This window comes from Pseudomonas sp. FP198 (assembly GCF_030687895.1).
In the GTDB taxonomy this organism is placed as follows: domain Bacteria; phylum Pseudomonadota; class Gammaproteobacteria; order Pseudomonadales; family Pseudomonadaceae; genus Aquipseudomonas.
On record NZ_CP117452.1, the window covers coordinates 3,515,919 to 3,541,903 of the forward strand.

Consider the following 25,985-nt stretch of genomic DNA (forward strand, 5'->3'; position numbering starts at 1 on the left):
ATTGGATGGACTTAAAAACGGGTGTTCTTGAGAAATTCCGCCAGGCGCGGCGATTGAGGGCGCTCGAACAATTCCTTCGGCGGCCCCTGCTCTTCGATGCGGCCCTGGTTCATGAAAACGATCTTGTCGGAGACCTCGAAGGCAAAGCGCATTTCGTGGGTCACCAGCAGCATGGTCATGCCGTCTTCGGCCAGGCCCTTGATCACGTTCAGCACCTCGCCGACCAGCTCCGGATCCAGGGCCGAGGTCACTTCGTCGAACAGCATCAGGCTGGGGTTCATCGCGATCGCCCGGGCAATCGCCACGCGCTGCTGCTGGCCGCCGGACAACTGACCGGGAAAGTGATCGCGCCGTTCCAGCAGGCCGACCCGCTGCAGCCATTTCTCGGCCAGGGCCACCGCTTCGTCCTTCGGCAGTTTTTTCACCTTGAGCAGGCCCAGGGTGACGTTCTGTAAAGCGCTCAGATGCGGGAACAGGTTGAATTGCTGGAAGGCCATCCCGGTCATGGCCCGGTGCCGGGCGATGACTTTTTCGGCGTGACGCACGCGCTTGCCGTCCACCTCGTCATAGCCGATGGACTCGCCGTCGAGCACGATCCGGCCGCCCTGGAACTCTTCCAGCATGTTGACGCAACGCAGCAGCGTGGTCTTGCCCGAGCCACTGGAGCCGATCAGCGTCACCACGTTGCCGCGCTGCATGCTTAGGTCCACGCCCTTGAGCACTTCCAGCGGGCCGTATTGTTTGCGCAGGCCGCGGATGTCCAGCAGCGGTTGCGCGTTTGAAAGGGAAACGTCAGTCATGGCAAGGCCACCCGCTTTTCAATGTGCCGCCCGAGCAATTCGATGGCGTAGTTGATGATGAAAAAGAGAAAACCGGCGAACAGGTAGAACTCCAGGGTCATGAAGGTCCGGGCGATGATCTGCTGGGTGCTGAGCAGCAGTTCGGCGACACCGATCACCGACAGCAGGGTCGAGGCCTTGACGATCTCGGTGGAGGAATTCACCCAGGTCGGCAGGATCTGCCGCAGCGCCTGGGGCAGCAGCACATAACCGAGCGACTGAAAGAACGTCAGGCCGATGGCCTGGCTCGCCTCCATTTGCCCACGGGGCAGAGCCTGCAAGGCACCGCGCACGATCTCGGCGACGTGGGAGCCGCAGAACAGCGTCAGACCGAGGACGCCGGCCTCGAACGCACCGATCTGCCAACCCAGGGCCGGGGCCATGTAGAAGCAGGCCAGTACCAACACAAATACCGGCGTACCGCGAATCAGGTCGACGTAGAAACGAAACGGCGCGCGCATCCAGACCCGGCCATAAGTCAGCGCCAACCCGGCGACGACGCCGATCAAGGTGCCTAACACAATCGCCAGGGCCGAACATTGCACGCTGGTCAGGAAACCGGCCCACAAAGTCTCCCAGGCGACCCACAACTCCTGCAACCAACTAGGGGATTGGTACATGGAACGCTCCTAACGGCGGATCGCCAGGCGCTGCTCGAAATAGCGCAGCAACATGGCAATGAGGTAACAGGCCGCGACATACAGCGCCGTGGTGACCAGCCAGGTTTCAATCACCCGGTAGCTTTCCACGTTGATCTTGCGGGCGTAGTAGGTCAGCTCCGGCACGGCAATCGCCGCCGCCAGCGAGGTGTCCTTGAACAGCGAAATGAAGTTGTTCGACAACGCCGGCAGCACGTTGCGCAGCATCACCGGCACGGTGACGTAGGCCTTTACCTGCCATTCGCCCAGGCCGATCGCCAGGCCCGCTTCCCGCTGCCCTTTGTGGATACTCACCAGGCCACCACGGAACACTTCGGTGAGGTAGGCCCCGGCGTACAGCGAAAGCGTGATGACGAACGAGGGCAGCTTGTCCAGGCGAATACCCAGGCTCGGCAAGGCGAAGTAGATCAGCAGGATCAGCACCAGGATCGGTGTATTGCGGATCACCGTGACATACACCGAGGCCAACACCCGCAGTAGGCGATGCTTGCTCAACAGCGCAAACGCCAGCAGCAGGCCGATCACACAACCGATGGCGATCGACACCAGCGCGAGGGAAAGCCCCAGGCCAAGTCCCGCCAGCAGCGTGTCGAAATCGCGCCAGACGGCGGCAAAGTTCAACTGATAATTCATGGTCGGCAGTACCTTCGACGGGGCGCCCAACGCTGGCGCCCCGGGCTCACTGGGTCATTTGTATTCAACGGGGAAACCGATGGCCGGCGATGGCAGCTCGACGCCGAACCACTGCTTGAACGACGCAGCGTAGGTCGGGAATTCCACACCGGTCATGGCTTCATGCAGCGCAGTGTTGACGAAGTTCAACCAGTCCTGGTCGCCGCGCTTGACCGCGCAGGCGTAGGTTTGCGGACTCCAGGCGTAGGCCGGGCTGCGGTAGCGACCGGGGTTCTGCACCATCAGGTATTTGACCGAGGACTGGTCGGTGGCAGCGGCATCGGCACGGCCGGAGTTCACCGCCTGATACATCAGGTCGACGCTGTCGTACTGGTCGACCTTGGCCTGGGGCAGCGCCTGGTGCACCAGTTCTTCGGCGTAGACGTTCTGCAGCACCGCCACGGTGACGTCGTCGCCGGCGGCCTTGAGGTCTTCGATTTCCTTGAACTTGCTGTTGGCCGGCAGCAGCAGGCCTACCCCTTCGCGGTAATACGGCAAGGTAAATGCCACCTGCTGGGCTCGGCTGGCGGTGACGGTGATGAACTGGCAGCTCATGTCGACCTTGTCGGTCAGCAGGTTGGGAATACGTGCATCGGAAGACTGCACCACGAATTCGACTTTTTCCGGGTCATTGAACAAACCCTTGGCGACCATCCGGGCGATGTCGATATCGAACCCCTGCAACTTGCCATCCGCTCCCTGGAAGTGCCACGGCGCATTGGTGCTGCCCGTGCCCACGATCAATTTCCCGCGTTGCAGCACGCTGTCCAGCTTGCTGTCGGCCGCCTGAGCGACGCCCATGGCAGCCGTCGTGGCCGCGAAGAGAAAAACACACGCTTTGAACAAGGAAGGTCGGCATTGCATGGCAAGCACTCCAGGATGAGTTTATTCCGCTATACCGGAACATGGTATGTAACAACGGAATAGACAGCAGAAAGTGTGCCACAGGCTTGGTGCGCATGGGTGGGAAAAATAGAATGTGAGGAAAATCAGCGAGATGGAAAAACACAACGCCAGAGGCATCCCGGCGGGTCGCTGCGTGATTGCTACCGTTGGCCACGGATGCGGGTAGCGAGGCCCCAAATCAGTGCTGCTTCGGGGGATCAATACACCTGCCGCACCGAAACGGAGTGATTCTGGAATGGGTGGGCAGCCCCTCCCTGTGGGAGCGAGCTTGCTCGCGATGGCGGTTTCAGCCGACAACGATGCCGACTGACCTGACGCTATCGCGAGCAAGCTCGCTCCCACATGGGGCTTGCGGTGCTATTTACGTTTGTAACTCTTGCTGCCGCCGGGTGTGAGGCAATAGACCCCGCCCCGGGGACCGACGCAATAATTGCCGCTGCCGCATTGGCAGCCGTCGGATGACTTGAGCAGCGATTGCGGGCGGGCCTCATTGCGAAGCCCCAGCACAGCGGAACAGGACCTTTTCGAAGCACTGATGGAGCCGTCGTTGCACAGGAAAGTATCGCCGTCACACCCGGCTATACCGCCTTTGCGTCCGGAACATGGCTGGTTGGCAGCGATGGCCGAAGTGCCCAGGGCCAATAACAGGAGCACGACACCGGTGCGAAGCAGAAAGACCTTTCCGTGACTGAGCTTCATGACAGCTTCCAGGCTGATAGATGGCCCTATGCTAGCATTCAAGCAGCTAATGTGGCTAACGCCCGCAAAACCTCACCCTGGACAACATCCGCAAATCCCCTTCGCGGTAATAGTCATCGCTCCAGCTGTCATCCACCGCCAGCGGCTTGACCTGCTTGAGGGCGAGTTTTTTCGCGAAGTAACGAAAGCGGTAATGCTCGTAGAAACGCAGCAGTTCGAGCCCGTAGCGGTCGGCCAGGTCGGTGTCGCCCTGGATGATGAGGTAGTTCTCGTCGTTGCCGTTGCTCGCCGCGATGCTGAGATTATGGCTGCCGCTGATGATGGTCGGCGCATCGCTGGTGAAATCGGTGACCACCGCTTTGGTATGCACCAGCAGGTTGCCTTTCTGGCCTTTCATGTTTTCCCTGAGCCAACCTTCGAGACCAGTATTGAGCAGCGCGGTGGCGGCGAATTCGGCGGTGCGGTCGGCGTGAAAACCGCTGATGCGGCTGGTGGTGTTTTGCAGCCCATAGCGCAGCACGTCGTCATTGGGCTGGCCGAGCAGGGCATCGAGGATCCGGTCGGGCAAGGCAAACGCCGTGACGAACAGCAGGTCCTTGCGCGCGCCGTCGATGATGTCGACGAAGCGATCCAGATCGCCCTGCCCGGTACGCGGCGAGAAACCGGCGAACAGCTTCTCGTCTTCGACCATGGGGTTGTTGCGGTTCAGCCATTGGCGCGTGGCATCGACATCCTCCGGTGTGGCCCAGATCTGCTCGAACACCTGAAGGTAACTGGCGCTGATGCGCGGGTCGTCCAGCACATGAATGACATTGGCCTGGCGGTAGATGCCATTGGCGGTGAAATTGGTGCTGCCGCACAGCACCGCCTCGGGTTTCAGCGACGCGTTGCCTTCGACTTTGCTCAGCACGATGAACTTGTCATGGAAGATATTGTGGGTGACCCGCCCACGCTTGTTCGCCGCTGGCAGTTTTTCCAGGCTGGCTTCGTTGCGCAGCGTACCGTCGTCCCCCGGCTCGGCGTGGTAGAGCACCCTGACCTGCGCGCCGCGGGCATGGGCGGCGTTCACCGCATCGACGATCACCGGCAATTCGTACTCATAAATGGCGATGTCCAGCGCCCAGTTGGCATCGAGCGCCCGGTCGATGAAGCCGGTCAGGCGTCCCAGCAAGCCGTTTTCCAGCCAGCGCCGCGGCGCGTCGGGCCAGTCGTCGATGGACAGGTTCTTGTTGGCATCAATGAGTGCGTCCAGTTCGGGAAACTTGCGCTGGAACGCCTGGCTGGCGGCCACCGCGCGATTGAAGATGACCCGCTGGTTGGCCGGCTGGCCGTCATCGCTGGTGACGCTCACTTCGAGGGATTCGCCCAGTTGCGGCGCATCGGGACTGCCGTAGGCGAGGTGCACGCGATAATGAATCGTCACGCCAGGGTTGACGGCGTAATCGGCCCAGCGAAATTTCTGCAAGGGCGCCTTGTCGCTGGGCGTGGCATGGAACTGGGGAAAGGTGTGCGCCTTGTCGGGGAACGTCAGGCTGTTGAACAGGAACAGCCAGGGCTTGGCGCCCTGCTGTTTCTCGATGGCAAAACCCAGCAGGCCCTTGCGTCGGGATTCAGCCAGGTCCATGGCGAGCAATACGCCGTTGGTGCCGGCATAGGCCTTGACTCGGAAATCGTCCTTCGCGTTGGTGACGAGTACGCGCATGGTTCACTCCTGTGGAGACTGCCTGAGCATAGAGCAGTGATGCAGATTGAACATAGAGGTCCGGGACCGAGGTGATGCCTTCGCGAGCAGGCTCGCTCCCACATTGGTTTCGCTGTGGGCACATAACCAGTGCAAGCCCCGTCACCCTGTGGGAGCGAGCCTGCTCGCGAAGGGGCCTGTCGTTACACCGCAAAGTTCAGTCAGTGCCTTCATCGATATGCCGATACTCAGCCCCCAACTGCCCCGCCAGCTGCCGTGCCCGGCCCAGGCGAATCGGGCCGCGCTCGATGTCGATCAGCAGGCACGGGCATTCGAGAGCCGGCAAGCCCAGCCCGTCCTTGACGCGTCCATCGGTCATCAGCAACACCCGCTGCTGCTCCGCCGGATAGCGCTTGCGCCGGACCATGAGCCAGCGCTGCGCCTCGTCCAGCGCCGCCAGCAACGGCGTGCCGCCGCCGGCGCCCAACGCGTCGAGCCAAGCGCCCAGGCCGGTAGAGGCCTTGAGCCCCTGCACTTGCCACCTCGGCGCGGCGCCGCTGGCTGTCAACAGCGCCAACCGCGCACGCTGTCGGTAGGCGTCATCGAACAGTTGGGCCAGCAGGCCCTTGCCGTCACTCAAGGCGCGATGGCGACGGGTCGAGGCCGACGCATCGACGATCACCAGCCACAGCTCATGAGCTGAACGCTGCCGCGATTTGAAGCGTAAATCCGCCAGCAGGCGCGGACGCCCGTTGAGCAACGTGCCCGGCCAATCCACCGCGCCGCTGGCCGCCGCTTTGCCGTGGCCTTGACGGCCCTGGTCGAGTCGTCCCGGACGGGGTCTGGCATTCACCCCCGCGGGCGACCGGGGGCGAATGCCTAGGGCTTTTTTGGCCAGCTCGGCACGTCACGCCGGGCACCGCTCGGCAGCGCCCGGGCCGGCAGGTCACCCCATTGGCCCTGGCCTTCGCCGGACTTGCTCGCTTCATTCGGGCGCGGCGGCGGTGCCTGGGACGGCGCGGGCGCCTGGGTCGCAGGGTCGCGGCGCCGATGGCGCAAGGCAAACTCGGCGACGGCGTCGATGTCTTCGGCCGCGATGGCGCTCGCGCCACGCCAGGCCGCATGAGCGCGGGCGGCCCGCAACCAGACGAGGTCGGCGCGCAAGCCATCGACCCCAGCGGCAAAGCAACGCTCGGTAATCTGCTCCAGCGCCGTGTCGTCCAATGGGATCCCGGCCAACCGTGCGCGCGCCTGTTGGCAGCGTTCCCGCAACTGTCTTTGGGCGGTTTCCCACTCGGCGCAGAACGCCGCCGGATCGCTGTCGAAATCCAGCCGCCGCCGTATGATCTGCCCGCGCTCGGCAGGCGCCGTGTGGCCGTCGAGCGCCACGTTCAGGCCGAAACGATCGAGCAATTGCGGACGCAGTTCGCCCTCCTCCGGGTTCATGGTGCCGATCAGCACAAAACGCGCCGGATGCCGGTGGGAAATGCCGTCGCGCTCGATCAGGTTGGTGCCGCTGGCGGCGACGTCCAGCAACAGGTCCACCAGGTGATCCGGCAACAGGTTCACCTCATCGACATAGAGCACGCCACCGTCGGCCTTGGCCAGCACGCCGGGGGAAAATTGCGCGCGCCCTTCCCCAAGTGCGGCGTTCAGGTCGAGGGTGCCCACCAGCCGTTCCTCAGTGGCCCCCAGTGGCAAGGTCACGAACTGACCGCTTGCCAGCAGATCCGCCAGGCCCCGGGCCAGCGTGGACTTGGCCATCCCCCGTGGACCTTCGATCAGCACACCGCCGATCTTCGGATCGATCGCCGCCAGGCACAGGGCCAGTTTCAGCGCATCGGCGCCGACCACGGCGGAGAGGGGAAAATGGGCGGTGTCGGTCATGTTGAATGTCTCATGAATGATCGGTGAAGTTCAGGCAAAACAGCATTCTGTGGAGAGGCCCCACCTGTCATAAAGGACCTGCCGGAATATTTGGCAAATCAGCCATCTTCTTCGATATCCAGCAACAGATTCTCCAGCGCCTCGCGATAGTCGCCCGGTTCCTGCCACATCCCCCGCTGCTGGGCTTCGAGCATTCGCTCGGTCATGTCCCGCAGGGCGTCGGGGTTGTGCTGGCGGACGAAGTCCCGGGTATCCGGATCGAGCAGGTAGGCATCGGCCAGCAAGGCGTACTGGTGGTCATCGATCAACTGCGTAGTAGCGTCGAAGGCAAACAGGTTGTCCACTGTCGCCGCCAGTTCGAACGCGCCTTTATAGCCATGGCGCTTGACCCCGTCGATCCACTTCGGATTGGCCGCACGGGACCGGATGACCCGGTTGAGCTCTTCCTTCAGGGTGCGGATTTTCGGCAAGTCCGGCTGGCTGTGATCGCCGTGGTAACTGGCCGCGGCTTCGCCACTCAGGGTTTCCACGGCCGCGAGCATGCCGCCCTGGAACTGGTAGTAATCGTTGGAATCGAGCAGGTCGTGCTCGCGGTTGTCCTGGTTCTGCAGCACCGCTTGCACCTGGCTCAGACGCCGGCTGAACTGTGCCCGGGCGGCGGTGCCTTCATCACTGGCGCCGTAGGCGTAGCCGCCCCAGTTGAGGTACACCTCGGCGAGGTCCTCGCGGCTCTGCCAGAGACGTCCGTCAACAGCGCCCTGCACGCCCGCGCCATAAGCACCGGGCTTGGCGCCGAAGATCCGCCAGCCGGCCTGGCGCGTCGCGTCTTCCAACGGCAGTCCGCTTTGCCGCAACGCTTCGCGCTCGCTGCGGACTTTCGCCGCCAGCGGGTTCATGTCGTCCGGCTCGTCGAGGGCCGCAACGGCCTGCACCGCCGCATCGAACAGGCGGATCAGGTTGGCGAAGGCGTCCCGGAAGAACCCCGAGACCCGCAGCGTTACATCGACCCGGGGCCGGTCCAGCAGGCTCAACGGCAGGATCTCGAAATCGTCGACGCGCTGGCTGCCCGTGGCCCACACCGGGCGCACGCCCATCAGCGCCATGGCCTGGGCAATGTCATCGCCACCGGTGCGCATGGTCGCGGTGCCCCACACCGACAGACCGAGCTGGCGCAGATGATCACCATGGTCCTGCAAGTGCCGTTCGAGGATCAGGTTGGCCGATTGGAAACCGATGCGCCACGCCGTGGTGGTGGGCAAGTTGCGCACGTCGACGGAGAAAAAATTGCGTCCGGTCGGCAGCACATCCAGGCGTCCACGACTCGGCGCGCCGCTGGGGCCGGCCGGCACGAAGCGCCCACCCAGGGCATCAAGCAAGCCGCGCATTTCCGCCGGGCCACAGGCATCCAGGCGCGGCGCGACGACGCCGCGCAGGTGTTCGATGATGCAGCCCACCGCGTCCCAGCCGGGTGCGTCGAGCTGCTCGACCGGACCTGCCAGGGCCTGGTCGATCAACCGTGCGGCGAACAACTCCAGGCGCTCGCGGGTGTCACCGACGCTGCGCCAAGGCTCGGCGCTGACCTCGCCCAAGGCCTCGGGCCGCGTCCCGGTCCATGGCTCGGCCAAGGCACAATCGAGCGGATCGAACCCCAGCCCGAACGCCTTCGCCAGGGCCCGCAACAAACTCGACTGCGCGCCCTTGCCGTCGCCACGGGGAATGCGCAGCAACGCCAGCAAGGTGTCGATACGCAACCGTCCGCCGGGCGACTCGCCGAAGATATGCAAGCCATCGCGAATCTGCGACTCCTTCAAGTCGCACAGGTAGGTGTCCAGGCGTGGCAGCCAGATCGCCGCGTCGGCGTCACTGTCGAGGGCGGCGTCGAGTTGCAGTTCGCGGTCGATATGGGTCTCGCGCACCAGGTTGAGAATGTCCCGTTGCAGCTCTCGGGCGCGGCGCGGGTCGAGCAGTTGCGCCTCGTAGTATTCGTCCGCGAGCAGTTCGAGGTTGCGCAGCGGCCCATAGGTTTCGGCCCGGGTCAGCGGCGGCATCAGGTGGTCGATGATTACCGCCTGGGTGCGCCGCTTGGCCTGGGCGCCCTCGCCCGGGTCGTTGACGATGAACGGGTAGATATTCGGCAGCGGCCCGAGCAGCGCATCCGGCCAGCAGCTTTCCGAGAGCCCGACGCCCTTGCCCGGCAGCCATTCGAGGTTGCCGTGCTTACCGACGTGAATCACAGAATGGGCGCCGTAGGTGTGGCGCAACCAGAAATAGAACGCCAGGTAACCATGGGGCGGCACCAGGTCCGGGTCGTGGTAGACCGCGCTCGGGTCGAGCTGATACCCGCGCGCCGGCTGGATGCCGATAAACGTCAGGCCCAGGCGCAACCCGGCGACCATCAGCCGACCTTGGCGGAACATCGGGTCCTGCTCGGGCGCGCCCCAACGGGCCAATACCGCGTCGCGGTTAGCCTGGGGTAGCGCGTCGAACATGGTTTGATAGGCGTCTAGGGCCAGGCTTTGATGACACGGTCGCAAGTCCAGACTGTCGAGATCGTTGCTGACGCCGCCGAGCAATTGCTGGATCAACGCGGTGCCGCTGGCCGGCAGCTCGGCCGACAGCGGATAGCCCTCGGCCTGCAGGGCTCGCAGGATATTCAGCGCCGCCGCTGGCGTGTCCAGGCCGACACCGTTGCCGATGCGCCCATCGCGGGTCGGGTAGTTGGCGAGGATCAGCGCCACGCGCTTTTCGCGGTTGGGCAGACGCGCCAGCGCCGTCCAGCGCCGGGCCAGCTCGGCAACGAAATCCATACGCTCGGGCACCGCCCGGTAGCAGACCACATCGCTCTGGCTGCGCTCGCTGCGCCAGGACAGGTCCTTGAAACTGATGGGCCGGCTGATAATCCGCCCATCCAGTTCCGGCAGGGCGATGTGCATCGCCAGGTCGCGTGGCCCCAGGCCTTGTTCGCTGGCGCGCCAGCCGGGCTCATTGTCCTGCGCGCAGATCGCCTGGATCACCGGGATGTCGCGGCGAAACGGCCGCAGATGCGGTGCTTCAGGGCTGGATTGGGCGAAGCCGGTGGTGTTGAGAATCACCCCCGCCGCTGCCTCGTCCAACCAATCTTCCACCTGTGCCAGACAACCGGGCTCCTTGAGGCTGGCCACGGCGATCGGCAGCGGATTGAGCCCCGCCGCTTGCAGGCGCTGGCAGAATACGTCGATGAAAGCAGTGTTCGCCGCTTGCAGGTGAGAGCGATAGAACAACACCGCCGCCACCGGGTCGTCGGCGCGCCAGTCGGCTTGCCAATGATCGAGGGTCGCGTTGGTGTGTGCGAGGTGGTAGATCGCGGTGCGCGGCAAGGGCTGCGGTTCGGCCCACGGATAATCGCGCGCAAACCATAGGCTGCCGAGGTGATGGAACAGGTTCAGGGCATTGGCCAATCCGCCCTGGCGCAAGAACTGCCAGAGCCGGTCGCGATCCTCGAACGCTACGTTGCTCAGGTCGCTGAGCTCCGGGTCGGGGCGATCATCCCCCGGCACCAGGATCAGCTTCACGCCGCGCGCGGCCAGTTCCATCAGGCGCTCGATGCCGTAGCGCCAATAGCCGATGCCACCGTGCAGCGACAACAGGATGACCTTGGCGTGGCGCAGTACGTCGTCGACATACAGGTCCACCGACGCGTGGTTCTGCACCTGCATCGGGTTGGCGAGGCGAAACTGCGGGTAGTCGTCCGGCAATTGCCGCGCCGCTTCGGCCAGCAGCGCCAGGCTGGAATCGCCGCTGCACAGGATCACCAGCTCGGCGGGGGTTTGTCCGAGGTCGGCAATGTTGTCATCCGACACAAAACCGCCGGGCTGGGTCCTGAGCAGGTGCATGGCTTAGACGCTGAGGGCGGCGCGCAGCTGCGCTTCAAGCAGCCCGGCATCCAGCGCCTGGCCGATCAGCACCAGCCGCGTCACCCGCGCTTCGTCGGCGCCCCACTGGCGGTCGAAATGCTTGTCGAAGCGCGTGCCGACGCCCTGGATCAACAAGCGCATCGGCTTGTTCGGGATCGCCGCGAAACCTTTGACCCGCAGCACGTCATGCTGGATCACCAGTTGCGTCAGCGCGTCCAGCAGCAGGCTTTCATCGGCCTGGGGCAGTTCGAGGGAGATCGAGTCGAAGGCGTCATGATCGTGGTCGTCATCGTCGCCGTCATGGTGGTGATCGTGGTGGCTGTGGCGGCTGTCGATGTGCTCCTCGGAGCCTGCGCCCAGGCCGATCAGCACGTCCAGCGGCAGGCGACCGCTGCTGGCTTCGATGACCTTGACCGCTGGCGGCAGTTCTTCGGCGACTTCCAGGCGGACTTTCGCCAGGTCTTCGGGGCTGATCAGGTCGGCCTTGTTGAGGATCACCAGGTCGGCGCTCGCCAGTTGATCGGCGAACAGCTCGTGCAGCGGCGATTCGTGATCCAGGTTCGGGTCCAGCTTGCGCTGGGCATCGACCTGGTCGGGGAACGCGGCAAAAGTACCGGCGGCCACGGCCGGGCTGTCGACCACGGTGATCACCGCATCGACGGTGCAAGCGCTGCGGATTTCCGGCCACTGGAAGGCCTGGACCAAGGGCTTGGGCAGGGCCAGGCCAGAGGTTTCGATGAGGATGTGGTCGAGGTCGCCGCGACGGGCCACCAGTTCGCGCATTACCGGGAAGAACTCTTCCTGCACGGTGCAGCACAGGCAACCGTTGGCCAATTCGTAGACCCGGCCGTTGGCTTCTTCTTCGGTGCAACCGATGGAGCACTGCTTGAGAATCTCACCGTCGATACCGAGTTCGCCGAATTCGTTGACGATGACCGCGATGCGCCGGCCCTGGGCGTTGTCGAGCATGTGCCGTAGCAAGGTGGTCTTACCCGAGCCGAGAAAACCGGTGACGATGGTGACGGGGAGTTTGGCCAGTGTTTTCATCGGATGCCCTTTGGCAAGGTGGCGGGCAAACGGGACGACAACCGCTGGCACAGACGCGCGCGGAAGATTTCGCCACCGGATCACCCCGCCCGGTTGTAGTGAGAATCTGTTGTCGAGGCAGGTCTCCTGGCTGACGGCGGGCCGGTCCACGCTTCATACAAAGCCTGGACCGACAATTTGCTGCGCCTTCCCGTGCGCCCGTTGAAAAAGGGCATGCACAGTGGCCTTGCAGAAACAGCACCGTTCACAGTTGCGGGGGCAGCCGCGGCTTGGACCGCGTTCCCTTCTTAGCTTCGGCGTACGCCAAAGAACCTCGAAGGCGCAAGGCTACGCAGGGTGCGCGGGCGGGTCAATGTCCCTGAGGCAAACTCCGCGGGCCGGTGCCTCATCGTCGGCACCGGCACGGTCGATCTAGCGGGCCGCCACGCGCCAGAGCCGGGCGATGTCCCGCGCGCGCTCGGCCAACAGGCGTGGCGCATCGGTGCAGGCCTCTTGCAGCGTCATCGGCCCGTTCGCCAGGGCAAAGGCGGCATCGATGCCATGCTCATACAGCGCCTGGTAACCCTCCCCCAACGTGCCGGCAATGACCACCACCGGTACACCTTGGCGCCGGGCAATACGGGCCACGCCAAAAGGCGTCTTGCCGCGCAGGGTCTGGGCATCGAAACGGCCTTCGCCGGTGATGACTAGATCGGCCCCGTTGATCGCCTCGGCCAGGCCGGTCAATTGCGCCACGACTTCCACGCCGGTGCGAAACCGGGCCTGGAGAAAGGCCTTGGCCGCGAAGCCCAGGCCTCCGGCGGCGCCACTGCCCGGTTCGTCGCGCACGTCCCGGTGCAACGCCTGGGCGCAGTGCTCGGCGAAATGCCCCAGCGCGCGATCCAGTTGCTGCACCTGCTCGGCAGAAGCGCCCTTTTGCGGGCCGAACACCGCTGAAGCGCCATGGGGTCCGCACAAGGGGTTATCGACGTCGGCGGCGATCTCGAAACGCACCCCGGCCAGGCGCGGGTCCAGCTCGCTCAGGTCAATCCGCGCCAGTTTGCCCAGGGCCAGGCCACCGGGCGGCAGCGATTGGCCCTGGGCGTCCAGCAGCGCCACGCCCAGGGCCTGCATCGCCCCGGCACCGCCGTCGTTGGTGGCACTGCCGCCGATCGCCAGGATCACCCGGCCGGCGCCTTCATCGAGGGCGGCGCGAATCAGTTCGCCGGTGCCGAAGGTGCTGCTGGAACACGCGTCGCGCTGCCCCGGCGGCACCAGTTGCAGGCCGCTGGCCTCGGCCATCTCGATGATCGCGGTGCCACTGTCGGGCAGCCAGCCCCAGCGTGCCTCGACAGCGGCGCCCAAGGGCCCGCGAACCCGGGCGCGACGCCACTGGCCGTTGCAGGCTGCCAACACCGACTCCACCGTCCCCTCCCCGCCGTCGGCCATCGGGCATTTGATCAACTGCGCATCCGGCCAGACCTCGGCCAACCCTTGGGCAATCGCGTCCGCCACGCCCTGGGCGCTGAGACTGTCCTTGAACGAGTCGGGGGCGATGATTATTTTCATTTTTGTTCTCCGGTTCCGATGCACAGCATGCTGCCAGCTGACCGCAGCCCTGACGCCGGTCCGCCGCACAAAACTCCTTGGGCATTATTGGTCAATTTCACAAAGGACGGTTGTTGTTGACTGTGCAGGCCTCTTCGCGAGCAGGCTCGCTCCCACAGGATCATGCGGGGAGGTTCTGATCATGCGGCAACAGTTGCACCCCCAGGTACAACGCCAGCATCCCATCCAGCCGCAACGGGTCCACGCCGCTGAGCTCGGCGATGCGTTCCATGCGATAGCGCAGGCTGTTGCGGTGGATGCCCAGGGCGTCGGCGCACGCCTGGCTCTGGCCGTCGTGTTCGCACCAGCTGCGCAGGGTGGCCAGGAGTTGGCCGTTGTTGTCCTTGGCGATCACCTTGCGCAGCGGCGTCAGCAACTCGTCCAGCGCATCGTCGCTGCGATGGCGCCAGAGCAGCACCGGCAGGCGATAACGATTGAGGATCAACAGGCGCGACTGCGGCAGGACATCACGGCCATAAGCGAGCAGGTCCGCCACGCGCCGGTAACAACGGCGCAGGCCGGCCAGCCCCTCGGCCTGACCGCCCACCGCCACCCTGAGGATGTTCCAGCCCAGCCCGTCGAGCTTGCCGAGCAAGCGCTCGTTCTCCACCGACGCCGTGACTGGCCGGCACCAGAGCAAAGAAGATTTGGACGAGGTCAGGCACCAGCTGTCCGGGTAGCGCGACATCAGCCACGCACTCAGCGCCTCGACGGTTTGCCCGGCCCCATGTTCCTGGCCCAATTCAAACAGGTACGGCACCCGTGACAGCTGCGGCTTGAGGCCCATCTGCAGGGCTTCGTCGAGCAACCGTGGCGAATCCCCGGCATCACCCAGCAGCAGCGCCAGCAAATCATCGCAACGCTGGCGCCGCCATTGCTGCTCGGCCTGCTGGTTGCGCTGGGCGAGCAGCATTTCGGCGGTCATGCGCACCAGTTCGGCGTAGGTGCGCAACTGCGCGGGCTCGCCAGTGATACCGAGCACGCCGATCAACCGCTGGTCGAGCATCAACGGCAGGTTGATTCCTGGCTGCACGCCCTTGAGGTGCACGGCGGTGTGCTCGTCGATTTCCACCACCCGCCCATTCGCCAGGACCAGCTGCGCACCCTCGTGACGGGTATTGATGCGCTCGCGCTCGCCGCTGGCGAGGATCAGGCCCTGGTTATCCATGACGTTAACGTTGTAGGGCAGAATCGCCATCGCCCGGTCGACGATGTCCTGGGCCAGGTCGTGATCGAGTTCGAACATGGGCGATTCCTTGTGAGCAGGGTTGTTGTTTTTGGGCGTAATGCTTCAGCGCGATTGGTCAGCCGCACAGGGTCCGCGCCCAAACCCTGTGCCCCGGCACAAAGACACGGGCCCTCAGCCTGGCCGAGACTCAAGGGGCGGTCAACGTTACCCCTTGGCACGCCAAAATCATAATAAAGAGAGACCCGCCATGTCCCAGAGCGCAGCAGCCCTCCTGGCTACCCCCGACGAAAAAAATACCGTCTACAAGCGCATCACCCTGCGCTTGATCCCCTTCATCTTCATCTGCTACCTGTTCAACTACCTGGATCGGGTCAACGTTGGCTTCGCCAAGTTGCAGATGCTCGATGCGCTGAAATTCAGCGAAACCGTGTACGGCCTTGGTGCCGGGATCTTCTTCATCGGCTACGTGCTGTGTGGCGTGCCGAGCAACCTGGCACTGACAAAATTCGGCCCGCGGCGCTGGATCGCGCTGATGATGATCACCTGGGGCACGCTCTCGACCTGCCTGCTGTTCGTTACCACCCCGACCGGGTTCTATACCTTGCGGCTGTTCACCGGTGCGGCCGAGGCCGGGTTCTTCCCTGGCGTGGTGCTATACCTCTCGCAGTGGTTCCCGACGTTCCGTCGCGGCCGGATCATGGCGCTGTTCATGTCGGCCATCCCGGTGTCCGGCCTGCTCGGCAGCCCGTTTTCCGGCTGGATCCTCAACCATTTCGCCGCTGGCCAGGGTGGCCTGGCGGGCTGGCAGTGGATGTTCCTGCTGCAAGGCGTGCCGACGGTGATCCTCGGGGCCCTGGCGTTCTTCCTGCTCAGCGACACCTTCGCCAATGCCAAGTGGCTGACCGAGCATGAGCGCGCCGTGCTCACCGCCGACCATGCCGAAGACCTGGCCAACAAGCCGAAGACCACCACCGATTCCCTGGCAGCGGTATTCAAGAACCCGGCGATCTGGGCCTTCGGCCTGGTGTACTTCTGCATCCAGAGCGGCGTGTACGCGATCAACTTCTGGCTGCCGTCGATCATCAAGAACCTGGGTTTCAGCGATAACCTGGTGATCGGCTGGCTGAGTGCGATCCCCTATCTGCTGGCGGCGGTGTTCATGCTGCTGGTGGGCCGCTCGGCGGACCTTCGCAAGGAGCGTCGCTGGCATCTGGTCGTGCCGATGCTGATGGGTGCGGCCGGGCTGCTGATCGCCGTCAATTTCGCCACCACGCCGGCCATCGCCATCCTCGGCCTGACCATCGCCACCATGGGCGCCCTCACCGGCCTGCCGATGTTCTGGCCGGTGCCCACCGCCCTGCTCAGCGCGGGAGCGGCGGCCGGCGGTCTGGCACTGATCAATTCCATGGGCCAGATGGCCGGCTTCCTCAGCCCGTATCTGGTGGGCTGGGTCAAGGACGCCACCGGCTCGACCGATGCGGCGCTCTATGTGCTGGCGGCAGTGATTGTCTGCGGCAGCCTGCTGGCGTTGCGCATGACGCGCACCCTGCGGGGCTGATACCCCTCTGCCCCCTTGTGGGAGCGAGCTTGCTCGCGATAGCGAAGTGTCAGGCAACATTTTTGTCGATTGATACGCCGCCATCGCGAGCAAGCTCCCACACAGTTGATTTGTAGCGTTTGGATAAAACGGTTGGATCCACACGGCGGTTCTGGTATTTGATGGGACCTTTCCCATCGATAAAAGGATCTTGTCCATGAGCTACCGCACGCTGGGCCATTCCGGGTTGCAAGTCTCGACGCTGACCCTGGGCACGATGATGTTCGGTGAACAGACCAGCACCGAGGATTCGCTGCGGATCATCGACAAGGCCTGGGACCAGGGCATCAATTTCATCGACACGGCCGATGTCTACACCAACGGCCGTTCCGAAGAAATCGTCGGCGAGGCGATTGCCAGCCGGCGCCACGAGTGGGTGCTCGCCACCAAGGTCGGCTTCGGCCCGCCGGACGGCGTGCCCAACCGCAGCGGCTTGAGCCGCAAGCATATCTTCAACGGCATCGAGGCCAGCCTGACGCGCCTGGGCACCGATTACCTGGACATCTACTACCTGCACCGCGAAGACCACAACACGCCATTGCAAGTCACGGTGTCGGCCATCGGTGACTTGATTCGCCAGGGCAAGATCCGCTACTGGGGCCTGTCGAATTACCGCGCCTGGCGCATCGCCGAAGTGATCCGTATCGCCGACAGCCTGGGCGTCGATCGGCCGGTGATCAGCCAGCCGCTGTACAACATCGTCAACCGCCAGGCGGAAACCGAACAGATCACCGCCGCGCAGAACTACGGCCTCGGCGTGGTGCCCTACAGCCCCCTCGCCCGAGGTGTGCTCAGCGGCAAGTACGCACCCGATGTGGCACCGGACGCCAACAGCCGCGCCGGACGCCAGGACAAGCGCATCCTGGAAACCGAATGGCGGGTCGAATCGCTGCGCATTGCCCAGCAGATCCAGCAATACACCCGGGATCGCGGCGTCGGCATCGTCGAATTCGCCATTGCCTGGGTGCTGAACAACCGTGCCGTCACTTCGGCCATTGTCGGGCCGCGCACCGAAGAACAATGGGACGCGTACACCAGGGCCCAAGCGGTGCGGATCACGGCGGACGACGAAGCGTTCATCGATTCGCTGGTGACACCGGGGCATGCTTCGACGCCGGGCTTCAACGACATCAGCCATTTCGTGCCGGGCCGCGTGCCGCATACGTCGTAATCTTCAACGCATGACCCCGTGGCGAGGGAGCTTGCTCCCGCTCGGCTGCGTAGCAGCCGCTATTTTCGGGTCCGCTACGCGGCCCAGCGGGAGCAAGCTCCCTCGCCACGGGTAAACACTTCCCTGCTGCAATTCCAATAACAAGAGGCATCAGTGTCCAAAGGCATCGCTCTATCGGTCTCGGCCTCCGCCCTGTTCGCGGTCATGTATTACTACACCTCGCTGCTCGCACCGCTGACCGGCCTGGAGATTTTTGGCTGGCGCATGCTGCTGACGATGCCTTGCATGACGGCGTTCATGCTGGTTTCACGAGAGTGGAAGCTCGTCGCCGATCTTGTCGAGCGGCTGGTCGCCACACCGCTTCTGCTGCTCGGGGCGATGGCGTCTTCGGCGTTGATGGGCGCGCAGTTGTGGCTGTTCATGTGGGCGCCGCTCAACGGCTACAGCCTGGACGTGTCGCTGGGTTATTTTCTGCTGCCGTTGTCGATGGTCCTGACCGGGCGCATCGTCTATGGCGAGCGGCTCTCGCGCTTTCAGAAAATCGCCGTGTTCCTCGCCACGCTCGGCGTGCTCAACGAGCTATGGCAAGTCGGTGGTCTGTCCTGGGCGACCCTGTTGGTCGTGCTGGGCTATCCGCTGTATTTCATCCTGCGCAAACGCATCCGGACCGACAACCTCGGCGGTCTCTGGCTGGACATGGCCCTGATGCTGCCGTTGGCCCTATGGTTCGTGCAGAGCGGCGCGCAAGGCTTTGGTGTCTTCAATCAGTACCCGTGGCTATCGCTGCTCATTCCGGTACTTGGCGTCATCAGCGCCTCGGCGCTGGTGGCGTACATCGTTGCCAGCCGCTTGCTGCCGCTCGGCCTGTTCGGGCTGTTGAGTTATGTCGAGCCGGTGCTGCTGCTGGGCGTGGCGCTGCTGCTGGGGGAAAGCATCGAGGCTGAGGAGTGGCTCACCTATATCCCCATCTGGCTGGCGGTGGCCGTGCTGGTACTGGAAGGCTTCAGGCACTTGGTGCGGCAGCGGCGCGGGGCTTGAGGTCACCACTGACCCTGTGGGAGCGAGCCTGCTCGCGAAGGCTTAGGTGACTGACACAGCGCTTTCGCGAGCAGGCTCGCTCCCGCAAGAGGCTTGCGTCGCCAACAAAAAGCCCGCCCGGCATCACTGCCGGGCGGGCTTTTTTACCTGTCGGGTTTACTCGGTAGTGAGTACCCCACGCCGCACCTGGTCACGCTCGATCGATTCGAACAGTGCCTTGAAGTTGCCCTCGCCGAAGCCATCGTCGCCCTTGCGCTGGATGAATTCGAAGAACACCGGCCCCATCAGGGTTTCCGAGAAGATCTGTAGCAACAGACGCTTGTCGCCTTGCTCCGAGGCCCCGTCCAGCAGGATGCCCCGCGATTGCAGCTCCGCTACCGGTTCGCCATGGTTCGGCAGGCGGCCTTCGAGCATTTCGTAGTAGGTGTCCGGCGGCGCGGTCATGAAGCGCATGCCGATTTTCTTGAGGGCATCCCAGGTCTTGATCAGATCGTCGGTCAGGAAGGCCACGTGCTGGATGCCTTCGCCGTTGAACTGCATCAGGAACTCTTCGATCTGCCCGGCGCCCTTGGATGACTCTTCGTTTAGCGGGATGCGGATCATGCCGTCCGGGGCCGTCATGGCCTTGGAAGTCAGGCCGGTGTATTCGCCCTTGATGTCGAAGTAACGAATCTCGCGGAAATTGAACAGCTTCTCGTAGAAGTTGGCCCAGTAGGCCATGCGCCCGCGATAAACGTTGTGGGTCAGGTGGTCGATGATCTTCAGGCCGGCGCCCTGCGGATTGCGATCGACACCCTCGAGGAAGACGAAGTCGATGTCGTAGATCGAGCTGCCTTCGCCAAAACGGTCGATCAGGTACAGCGGCGCGCCGCCAATGCCTTTGATCGCCGGGAGGTTCAGCTCCATCGGGCCGGTTTCGATGTGGATCGGCTGGGCACCCAGTTCCAGGGCACGCTTGTAGGCTTTTTGCGAATCCTTGACACGGAACGCCATGCCGCACACCGACGGACCGTGCTCGGCCGCAAAGTAGGACGCTACGCTGTGCGGTTCGTTGTTGAGGATCAGGTTGATCGCGCCCTGGCGGTACAGGTGCACGTCTTTGGAACGGTGGCTGGCCACCTTGGTGAAGCCCATGATCTCGAAGATCGGCTCCAGGGTATTCGGGGTCGGGGATGCGAACTCAATGAATTCGAAGCCCATCAGGCCCATCGGGTTTTCGTATAGATCTGCCATGTCGGCGCCTCATCAAACTTATCAATTAACCAAAAAACGTTAGTTGCCAGTGGATGCTGAGGACGCGGGGCGGCGCGCAGGAAATGCCGCGGACACTGCGGGCGAGGAAGTCGCCATAGATCAGTTGAAACCCAAGTATCTTCATTGTCGACCCAAGGCTATTGCGGGCGAGGCTTCTGCTGCCAGAAGACGTTATTCTTGTATGCGTAACCCGATTCTACACAGCGTAACCAGGTTTGTCCGCCTCAGGTATCAAATCGTCTTTTTTGCCGAGCGTGCAAGCGGTTTGTTGCACAGGAAGATCCCCGCCAGGATCAACCCGCCGCCTACGCACATCAACAAGGTGAGCCTTTCGTCGAGCAGCATCGCGCCCAGCAGTACCGCCGTCAGCGGGTTGAGCGCAATGAAGACGCCGGAACGCGTCGCACCGATCCGGCGGATGCCCTGATACCAGGCGATATAGGCCAGGGCCGAACCCAGCACGCCGAGGTACAGCAGGCTCAACCATTGCCTGAGGTCCAGCCCGCGCAATGCCTCGAAGCGGATCTCACCGCCGGCTGCGCACGCCAGCCACAACATCAGCGTGCCCAGCAGGATCGACCAGGTCACGGTCTGCAAAGGACCCAGGCTCTCATTCAGGCCTTTGGAAAACAGCGAATAGACGCCCCACCCCAGCACACAGCCGAAAATCAGCAGATCCCCCCGCCAAGCCTGTTCCGTCGCCTGCAACAGCGACGGTTCGCGACTGATGATGACCAACCCCGCCCCGCCGATGCACAGCACGATACCGGCGACTTTCAAGCGGCCCAGCCGCTCCTTGAACAAACACCAGGAGGCCAACCCGATCACCGCCGGATTCAACGCGACGATCAACGAGGCGCGCGACGCGTTGATGTATTGCAAGCCATGGAAGAAACACAGGTTGTAGAGAAAAATCCCGAAGAACCCCAGTGCGGCCAGCTGCAAGCCCTGCTTCAAGCCGGGCCTGGCCAGGGGGATACCAGCGACGCCGAGAAACAGCAGCAGCGCGATGCTCGCCAGGAGAAAACGCAAGCTGGCGGCAAACATCGGCGTCAGGGCATCGGCAAGGATCCTGCCGGCCACAAAGGTGCCGCCCCAGATCATCGTGACCATCGCAAGCTTGAGGTAGACCGGCAGGTCCGAGGGTGTCGAGGCTTTCATAGTTCACCAGATATGAGTGTAATCATCTCCCGTGTGTCGCTGGGATGGCGTATTGTCCTGCTCATGAAACATCATCGTAAAATGAGCGTTTACTCATGACCCTCACCCAACTCGAAATCTTTTCGCTGGTCGCCGAACTGCAAGGTTTCACCGCGGCCGCGACACGCCTGGGCATCGGCCAGTCAGCGGTGTCCCACGCGATAAAATCCCTGGAACAGGAGTTGGGCGTCGAACTGTTCAGGCGTCATCAATCCGTTGTCGAGCTCAGCGACATCGGCCAGCAACTGTTGCTGCGTGCCCGGGCCATGCTCGGCTTGGCCAACACCCTGCAACAGGAGGCCGCCGATGCCCGCGGCATGCGCCGTGGGACCCTGCGCATCGGCTCGTTCGGGCCGACGTCGTCGATGAAACTGCTGCCCGCCATTCTGCAGCGCTACCGCACCCTGCATCCGGGAATCGAAGTGCACATCGATGAAGGGCCGGACAGGCAAGTGCTGCAATGGCTGGATGAACGACGGATCGACGTCGGCTTCGTGGTCCTGCCCGAGGAACGCTTCGATACGTTCGCCTTGATGGAAGACCAGATGGTCGCCCTGCTGCCCACCAGTCACCCACTCGCCGAGCGCGCCTGCGTGGAGCTCAAGGCGCTGTGCAACGACCCCTTCATACTCACCGAGGCCGGCTCCTCGGAAGTGGTCCGGCGGCTGTTCAGCGCCGCCCGGCTCACGCCGAATATCCGCTATCGCTGTTCGCAACTGCTCAGCACGCTGGATGTGGTCAGCCGGGGTGAAGCCGTGACCGTGGTGTCCGAGGGTTCGCTGCCGGCCATGGAAAATCCAGGGTTTGTCGTACGCCCCTTGTCGCCGCGCGTTCCGCGCCAGATCGGCCTCGCGGTGCTGGACAGCCGCCAGGCCTCGCCCGCGACCCTGGCGTTCATCGACGCAGCCCGACAGCCGTAAGCCTGGAGGCCGGCGAGCGCGCAGCTGCCTGGCCGTCTATCATCGACGCAGTTTCCCGCCCAGGCCCAACAAGGTCGTACCGATGCCATTGTCCGCCACACAGTTACGCAAGCGGTCCCGTCGCAACCTGATCGCCCTGCTCTGCGGGGTGCTGCCGGTGCTCTCGGGGGTGGGCATTCTCCATATCCAGGCCGAACGGACGTTGCAACAGCAGGCCCGCCAGACCGCGGGGGAGCTGGTCCGGCAAGTCGAGCTGATGCTCGACAATACCGCGCTGGCGGCGCGCGCACTGCTGCCCCTGGCCGGGCAACCCTGCGAAGCGGTAAAACTGGCCCTGCGTGACCAGGTGACCCGCCGGCCCTTCGTCCGTTCGACCAACCTGATATGGGACGACACGCTGTACTGCAGCTCGCTGTTCGGCGAATTCGAGGAGCCGGTCAACCCGCACAATTACCATCAGGGCACTCTGTGGCTGATGCACGGCAACCCGGTCACGCCTGACACGGCATTGCTGATCTACCGGCTCAACGAGGGCCGGCAAGGGGCACTGGCGACACTCGACGGTTACCACCTGGCCAATGTCCTGCGCCTGATTGGCGGCGAGACTCGTTTGCTGCTGCAAGTCGGGCCGAGCTGGCTGGCAGCGGATGGCAAAGTCCGGCAAAGCCCGCCGCCGGCCCAGCCGGTAGCCCACAACGAGTTGGCCTCGTCACGCTACGCCTTCAGCGTCGAAGCCGGCTTCGATGAAGGGGAAACCTGGCGCTACATGGCCCGGGAATATCCGCCGCTGTTCGGCCTGCTGATTGTCTTTGGCGCCATCGCGGCGCTGCTCGCGCATTGGACACAGAAGCGCGCCTCGTCCCCCAGCCATGAACTGCTACGCGCCCTCGAAGCCGGGGAGTTTGTGCCGTATCTGCAACCGGTGGTGCACGGCGACGACAAGCGTTGGGCCGGGGTTGAAGTGTTGATGCGCTGGAACCACCCCAAGGAAGGCCTGGTGCGTCCGGACCTGTTTATCCCGCTCGCCGAACACAGTGGGCTGATCGTGCCGATGACCCAGGCACTGATGCAGCAGACCAGGCAATTGCTGGTGCCGCTCGTGCCCTTGCTGGAGACGCCGTTTCATGTCGGTATCAATATCACCGCGCGCCACTGCAAGGATTTGGTGCTGCTGGAGGATTGCCGCGAGTTCCTGGCCGCGTTCCCGCCGGGTGTCATCACGCTGGTGCTGGAGCTGACCGAGCGCGAGCTGATCGAACCGAGCCCGGTGACCCACCAATTGTTCGAGCTGCTGCACGAATTGGGCGTCAAGATCGCCATCGACGATTTTGGCACCGGCCATTCCAGCCTGGGGTACTTGCAGCAGTTCAACGTCGACTTTCTGAAAATCGATCAAAGCTTTGTCGCGATGATCGGCGCCGACGCGCTGTCGCGCCACATCCTGGACAGCATCATCGAGTTGTCGGGGAAACTGCAGTTGGAGATCGTCGCAGAGGGCGTCGAAACCGTTGAGCAAAGCGATTACCTGACGGCTCACAAGGTCAACTTTCTACAAGGTTATCTGTATGGCCGGCCCATTAATGGCCAAGACTTCAGCGCTGCGCTGACCACCGCTAGAACCCCGCCCACGACACCGTTCGATTGACCGATACACGTCACACGCGTTGGAACAATTGTTCCTGTTACATAACGAAAAAGTTACGATTTACACTTTCTGAATTAACTACTACAATTTTTTTGCCTGTGCCAGAGAGCAGGAAGTCATTATCATCGAGTCGCTACAAAGCGCTTGGCTTAATGCTTTGTTGGCGGTTTGTATCAGCCAGACATTTTGATTGGAGTAACGATATTGTCCAGACTCGCTGAATTCCGTGCAGCCGAAAGGGCCCTTCAGGAGCAGCTCAAACAGCTGGAATCTCTGAAGAATGACGCCGGGCTGAAAAAAGAGATCGAATTTGAAGAAAAGCTCCTGGGGTTGATGAAAACCTACGGCAAGAGCTTGCGCGACATCGTTGCCATTCTTGATCCGAAGCAGTCCAAGGCCGGCCCGCAGGCGGTCAAGCCAACCAAGACCCGCCGTGCCCGCGTGGTCAAGGTGTACCAGAACCCGCACACCGGCGAGCTGATCGAAACCAAGGGCGGCAACCACCGCGGCCTGAAGGCATGGAAGGAACAATACGGCGCTCAAACCGTTGATTCCTGGTTGCGCGGTTGACCATCGGCATTATCGAGAAGCCCTGACTGGTTCAGGGCTTTTTTGTGCCGGACAACTTCAGTATCAAGCCTTGAGTATTAGACGCCTTAGAGTTTCAGGCTATTTCTTACAGACTGAACTTCCTCCTGGCTTTCAACAAATACCTGGGCTTGGCCGGCGTAGGACAGCACATACGCCCTGCCCTCTTTTAGCGCAGCAACAAGTGTTTGAGACAACACGTGCCTGCCGTTCTGCGTGATCGTGCAAGTGGTTTCCAGAGCTGCAGTCCCGCCCAATATGGAAGAATGAATCTTATTGCAGACGCTTTGATAACCGCCCTGGAAAAAATCCTTTTGAATGGATTTGCGCATCTCCAGCAACACACCTTGCAAGTTGACCTGATGATCGGGTTCGACGGGCGTGGTTGTCAGCTCCATCACCATCACCGCATTACCCGCGGAATCGTTCTTGGTCGCGCGTTCACGCCTGATCGACTGCGCACTCGCCGGTGCGGACGCCTGCGCGGGGAGCGACTCGACGACCCAGCCCGATGGCCATGCAACCTGCGGTTCGAGCGCAAGGGCACCGTTACTCGCAATGCCGGCTGACAAGAGAATGAACAGCTTAAGACAAGGTCGAATCATTGCGTTGCACTCAAGGACGAATCGTAAAGTCTGAAGCCCGCCGCAGAACCAGGCAATAGCCACACGCGGTTTGGCGATGGTGTGCGCCTTGCGTATCATGGACGCACCTGCAAGGAAGCCATCTGAAGCAAGCCCAGGAACCGTCGCAGCCCGGTTGCGACGCCGTTTGCCCCACTTATTTTCCGGAGGGCCCATGAGCCTGCACGAACTCGATACTTTCCCAGGCGTCACCGCCCAGCCCGACGCCGCCACGGCCAGATTCGTTTTCAACCACACCATGCTGCGGGTCAAGGACATCACCAGGTCCCTGGACTTCTATACCCGTGTACTGGGTTTCTCGCTGGTGGAAAAACGCGACTTCCCCGAAGCCGAATTCAGCCTTTACTTCCTCGCGCTGGTCGACAAGAGCCAGATCCCGGCGGACGCCGCGGCGCGTACCGAGTGGATGAAGTCGATCCCCGGCATCCTCGAACTGACGCATAACCATGGCACCGAAAACGACCCGGCGTTTGCCTACCACAACGGCAACAGCGACCCGCGCGGTTTCGGCCACATCTGCATCTCGGTGCCGGACGTCGTCGCCGCCTGCGAGCGCTTCGAAGCGCTGGGCTGCGATTTCCAGAAGCGCCTGAGCGATGGCCGCATGAAAAGCCTGGCGTTCATCAAGGACCCGGATGGCTACTGGGTCGAGATCATCCAGCCTGCGCCGTTGTAGGCCGCACTGCCTCCCCCTGTGGTAGAGCTCTTGTGGGAGCGAGCCTGCTCGCGATGACTGCGGCACATTCAACATCGATGTGGGCTGAACCATCGCTTTCGCGAGCAGGCTCGCTCCCACAGGGTTATGCCTGATCCAAAAAAAAACCCCATGAGCCGTGGCCCATGGGGTTTTGTTTTTCCAGCGGCTGGCG

General features: G+C 63.0%; 22 protein-coding genes and 1 riboswitch. Of the genes, 7 read left to right on the forward strand and 15 right to left on the reverse strand.

Going from position 1 to position 25,985, the window contains the following annotated elements:
* Positions 1 to 11: 11 nt before the first annotated feature.
* From PSH78_RS15870 to PSH78_RS15925, 12 genes are all read right to left on the reverse strand, one after another.
* Entirely contained in the window at positions 12 to 800 is a 789-nt protein-coding gene (locus PSH78_RS15870) for an amino acid ABC transporter ATP-binding protein (protein WP_305495315.1), read from the reverse strand.
* Positions 797 to 1,459 (reverse strand): amino acid ABC transporter permease, encoded by a 663-nt coding sequence (locus PSH78_RS15875; RefSeq protein ID WP_305495317.1) that lies wholly within the window; start codon positions 1,457 to 1,459, stop codon positions 797 to 799. The genes PSH78_RS15870 and PSH78_RS15875 overlap by 4 nt, the downstream gene beginning before the upstream one ends.
* A 9-nt stretch (positions 1,460 to 1,468) precedes the next feature.
* Positions 1,469 to 2,131 (reverse strand): amino acid ABC transporter permease, encoded by a 663-nt coding sequence (locus PSH78_RS15880; RefSeq protein ID WP_186609149.1) that lies wholly within the window; start codon positions 2,129 to 2,131, stop codon positions 1,469 to 1,471.
* Between the two features lie 54 nt (positions 2,132 to 2,185).
* Complete coding sequence (locus PSH78_RS15885; RefSeq protein ID WP_305495318.1) at positions 2,186 to 3,034, reverse strand: transporter substrate-binding domain-containing protein; 849 nt, start codon at positions 3,032 to 3,034, stop codon at positions 2,186 to 2,188.
* 399 nt (positions 3,035 to 3,433) lie between these two features.
* Complete coding sequence (locus PSH78_RS15890) at positions 3,434 to 3,775, reverse strand: hypothetical protein (RefSeq protein WP_305495319.1); 342 nt, start codon at positions 3,773 to 3,775, stop codon at positions 3,434 to 3,436.
* A 55-nt stretch (positions 3,776 to 3,830) separates the two neighbouring features.
* Entirely contained in the window at positions 3,831 to 5,477 is a 1,647-nt protein-coding gene (locus PSH78_RS15895; RefSeq protein ID WP_305495321.1) for a phospholipase D-like domain-containing protein, read from the reverse strand.
* A 196-nt stretch (positions 5,478 to 5,673) separates the two neighbouring features.
* On the reverse strand, positions 5,674 to 6,234 hold the full coding sequence (locus PSH78_RS15900; protein ID WP_370871128.1) for a VWA domain-containing protein: 561 nt from the start codon (positions 6,232 to 6,234) through the stop codon (positions 5,674 to 5,676).
* Between the two features lie 101 nt (positions 6,235 to 6,335).
* A complete protein-coding gene (locus PSH78_RS15905) occupies positions 6,336 to 7,343 on the reverse strand; it encodes an ATP-binding protein (protein WP_305495324.1) in 1,008 nt (335 codons plus the stop codon).
* A 98-nt stretch (positions 7,344 to 7,441) separates the two neighbouring features.
* A complete protein-coding gene (cobN, locus tag PSH78_RS15910) occupies positions 7,442 to 11,215 on the reverse strand; it encodes a cobaltochelatase subunit CobN (protein WP_305495325.1) in 3,774 nt (1,257 codons plus the stop codon).
* Positions 11,216 to 11,218: 3 nt separating this feature from the next.
* Positions 11,219 to 12,283: a cobalamin biosynthesis protein CobW gene (cobW, locus tag PSH78_RS15915; RefSeq protein ID WP_305495327.1), complete on the reverse strand. Its 1,065-nt coding sequence runs from the start codon at positions 12,281 to 12,283 to the stop codon at positions 11,219 to 11,221.
* A gap of 98 nt (positions 12,284 to 12,381) precedes the next feature.
* Positions 12,382 to 12,614: riboswitch (cobalamin riboswitch) on the reverse strand.
* Between the two features lie 80 nt (positions 12,615 to 12,694).
* Complete coding sequence (locus PSH78_RS15920; RefSeq protein ID WP_305495329.1) at positions 12,695 to 13,831, reverse strand: glycerate kinase; 1,137 nt, start codon at positions 13,829 to 13,831, stop codon at positions 12,695 to 12,697.
* A 160-nt stretch (positions 13,832 to 13,991) separates the two neighbouring features.
* A complete protein-coding gene (locus PSH78_RS15925; protein ID WP_305495330.1) occupies positions 13,992 to 15,116 on the reverse strand; it encodes a sugar diacid recognition domain-containing protein in 1,125 nt (374 codons plus the stop codon).
* 190 nt (positions 15,117 to 15,306) lie between these two features.
* On the opposite strand from PSH78_RS15925, the gene PSH78_RS15930 reads away from it, so the two are divergent.
* From PSH78_RS15930 to rarD, 3 genes are all read left to right on the forward strand, one after another.
* A complete protein-coding gene (locus tag PSH78_RS15930) occupies positions 15,307 to 16,617 on the forward strand; it encodes an MFS transporter (protein ID WP_305495331.1) in 1,311 nt (436 codons plus the stop codon).
* A gap of 196 nt (positions 16,618 to 16,813) precedes the next feature.
* Positions 16,814 to 17,827 carry an aldo/keto reductase gene (locus PSH78_RS15935; RefSeq protein ID WP_305495332.1) on the forward strand — a complete coding sequence of 338 codons (1,014 nt, stop codon included), beginning with the start codon at positions 16,814 to 16,816 and terminating at the stop codon, positions 17,825 to 17,827.
* A 153-nt stretch (positions 17,828 to 17,980) separates the two neighbouring features.
* Positions 17,981 to 18,865, forward strand: coding sequence for an EamA family transporter RarD (gene rarD, locus PSH78_RS15940; RefSeq protein WP_305495333.1), 885 nt, complete (start codon positions 17,981 to 17,983; stop codon positions 18,863 to 18,865).
* A 156-nt stretch (positions 18,866 to 19,021) separates the two neighbouring features.
* On the opposite strand, the gene hppD is transcribed toward rarD, so the two are convergent.
* Positions 19,022 to 20,098 carry a 4-hydroxyphenylpyruvate dioxygenase gene (hppD, locus tag PSH78_RS15945; RefSeq protein WP_305495335.1) on the reverse strand — a complete coding sequence of 359 codons (1,077 nt, stop codon included), beginning with the start codon at positions 20,096 to 20,098 and terminating at the stop codon, positions 19,022 to 19,024.
* Positions 20,099 to 20,350: 252 nt separating this feature from the next.
* Positions 20,351 to 21,280 carry a DMT family transporter gene (locus tag PSH78_RS15950; protein ID WP_305495336.1) on the reverse strand — a complete coding sequence of 310 codons (930 nt, stop codon included), beginning with the start codon at positions 21,278 to 21,280 and terminating at the stop codon, positions 20,351 to 20,353.
* A gap of 95 nt (positions 21,281 to 21,375) precedes the next feature.
* Here PSH78_RS15950 and PSH78_RS15955 point away from each other — a divergent pair, with 95 nt between their 5' ends.
* The 3 genes from PSH78_RS15955 to PSH78_RS15965 all read left to right on the forward strand — a co-directional run bounded on the left by PSH78_RS15955 (position 21,376) and on the right by PSH78_RS15965 (position 24,454).
* On the forward strand, positions 21,376 to 22,239 hold the full coding sequence (locus PSH78_RS15955; protein ID WP_305495337.1) for a LysR family transcriptional regulator: 864 nt from the start codon (positions 21,376 to 21,378) through the stop codon (positions 22,237 to 22,239).
* A gap of 82 nt (positions 22,240 to 22,321) precedes the next feature.
* On the forward strand, positions 22,322 to 23,884 hold the full coding sequence (locus tag PSH78_RS15960) for an EAL domain-containing protein (RefSeq protein WP_305495339.1): 1,563 nt from the start codon (positions 22,322 to 22,324) through the stop codon (positions 23,882 to 23,884).
* Positions 23,885 to 24,088: 204 nt separating this feature from the next.
* A complete protein-coding gene (locus tag PSH78_RS15965) occupies positions 24,089 to 24,454 on the forward strand; it encodes a histone-like nucleoid-structuring protein, MvaT/MvaU family (RefSeq protein ID WP_305501292.1) in 366 nt (121 codons plus the stop codon).
* 86 nt (positions 24,455 to 24,540) lie between these two features.
* On the opposite strand, the gene PSH78_RS15970 is transcribed toward PSH78_RS15965, so the two are convergent.
* The gene (locus PSH78_RS15970) at positions 24,541 to 25,077 is read right to left on the reverse strand and encodes a DUF4946 domain-containing protein (protein ID WP_305501293.1); all 537 of its coding nucleotides are present in this window, start codon (positions 25,075 to 25,077) and stop codon (positions 24,541 to 24,543) included.
* Positions 25,078 to 25,270: 193 nt separating this feature from the next.
* Between PSH78_RS15970 and gloA the strand changes: the two genes are divergently transcribed.
* Positions 25,271 to 25,792 carry a lactoylglutathione lyase gene (gene gloA, locus PSH78_RS15975; RefSeq protein WP_305495340.1) on the forward strand — a complete coding sequence of 174 codons (522 nt, stop codon included), beginning with the start codon at positions 25,271 to 25,273 and terminating at the stop codon, positions 25,790 to 25,792.
* Positions 25,793 to 25,985: the final 193 nt, after the last annotated feature.